At 39.5% G+C, this 1577-nt stretch carries 1 pseudogene; it reads right to left on the bottom strand.

Annotated elements, in window-relative coordinates:
* Positions 1-24 precede the first annotated feature (24 nt).
* Positions 25-1398 (bottom strand): annotated as a pseudogene (locus ACQR30_RS15230) (IS701 family transposase); the annotation flags it as partial.
* Positions 1399-1577: the final 179 nt, after the last annotated feature.

The following is a 1577-nucleotide window of genomic DNA, read 5'->3' as shown; positions in this document are numbered from 1 at the left end:
GGGGGTACCCCCGCTAACTAACACCTAAGCTTGACACACTTCATTGAACATTCCCTTCGATAATTTTTTTTCGATGTTCACGAAGTCGGAAAAATTAATATTTACACTTTTTGCCCAGTTTTCAACTCTACATCTATTTATAATATCCCCCGTAGTCGTTCTCGGTTTTTTTAGACTGACATACCATTTTGGGCCCGGTAATTGAGTTTTGGGTTTTGATTGTTCTTTTTGAGATGCCAGTAGCATCATGGCGTAGCATGCTGATACAAATGCCGGAACTTTTTCCACTGCCGTTTTTTCTCGTATCTGCGCCTGACCACAACCCATTAATGTTTTTTGGTCCCGAAAACCAACTTCTATTTCCCATCTTCTTATATAAGCTTGGACCTGGAGGGCAATATCCATCTCTTGATTTGTTGATATTAAATAGGCAGGAGCACGGTACAATAGTTTTGATTTTTTAGTAAGCCTGTAGGAAACAGGCCTGATTATGATCAACATTAGATCTCTTTTTCCCGACTTACGCCAGCGTATGTCTTTTACAACTTTCACATTGAATGTACGCATCTTTCCTGCAGCCCATGCATCAACCTGCTGATAAGCATAATCATTGCTTTGTCGGATTTGCTCTGGTGTAGGCAACTCCTCTCCATAATATCTTTTACGTCCTTTGCCTAATTGTTGTTGTTCTGGTAAAGCATAAATTTTAGAATCTTTTCTAATTCGGCCTATCAGGTCGACATTATCAGGCAGCTTTCTTAACACAGTTCCATTTGTATAACTGCCATCTACACTAAGGATAAGTTTTTTATTTTTATAACCATCTTCATCTAAACACTTTCTCAAGGCTATGACACGCTGGACGCCCACTTCGCTCATTTTCTCTTTCTTTTGTCTTTCGCGATATATTGCGACTTGCTCCTCAGTAGCATTCTTTGACGGCTTCTTCGTTGGAGGACAATGTTTAAAGTCTACTGGGATGGCTCTTGATGGACCAAAGACCTCCTTTCCAATTAATGATAAGGAGAGTTGAATAAATCTTTGGCCCCAAATAAAATTGTTACAGAATGGAGGTCCAAGTGGGTCTCGAAGCCAGCCTGAGCCTGATATTTTCTTACCTCTTTTTCTTAAAAGTGTGTCGTCCATGTGGGCATAGATATAATCGCCTTTCTTTTTATTTTGCAACACGATTTCCTTTCTGACTTCCGAAAAGATTGAGCTAACATTCATTCTTTGTCCTTTAAAGATTCTGTAAGCAGCACTCCAGTCCTTGAACTGATTACCACTCGCAGTTAGCATACCTGTTATTGTACAGCGCCCGATACACGAAATCACTCCATGGGCCAGATCGCGGGCTCTCTGAAAGGTTCTGGCTTGATTGAAAGCCGATGCGCATCTGCCAAAAAGTTCATTAAAGCAGGCAACTACGCCTTCTTCTTGGGGAGTTTTTTTTTAAGATCTTTTACCGAAATGATTGTTTTCATTTTATATACGAATTTTTGAACACGAATTTTTGAACGCTAATTACACGAATTTTAAAAACCACAAACTACAAACTAAATACTACGAACTACAAA

The organism is Arachidicoccus sp. (genome assembly GCF_050436765.1).
In the GTDB taxonomy this organism is placed as follows: Bacteria; Bacteroidota; Bacteroidia; order Chitinophagales; family Chitinophagaceae; genus Arachidicoccus.
Note: the sequence above shows the minus strand (reverse complement) of the source record. Positions and strands in the feature narration are given on the sequence as shown.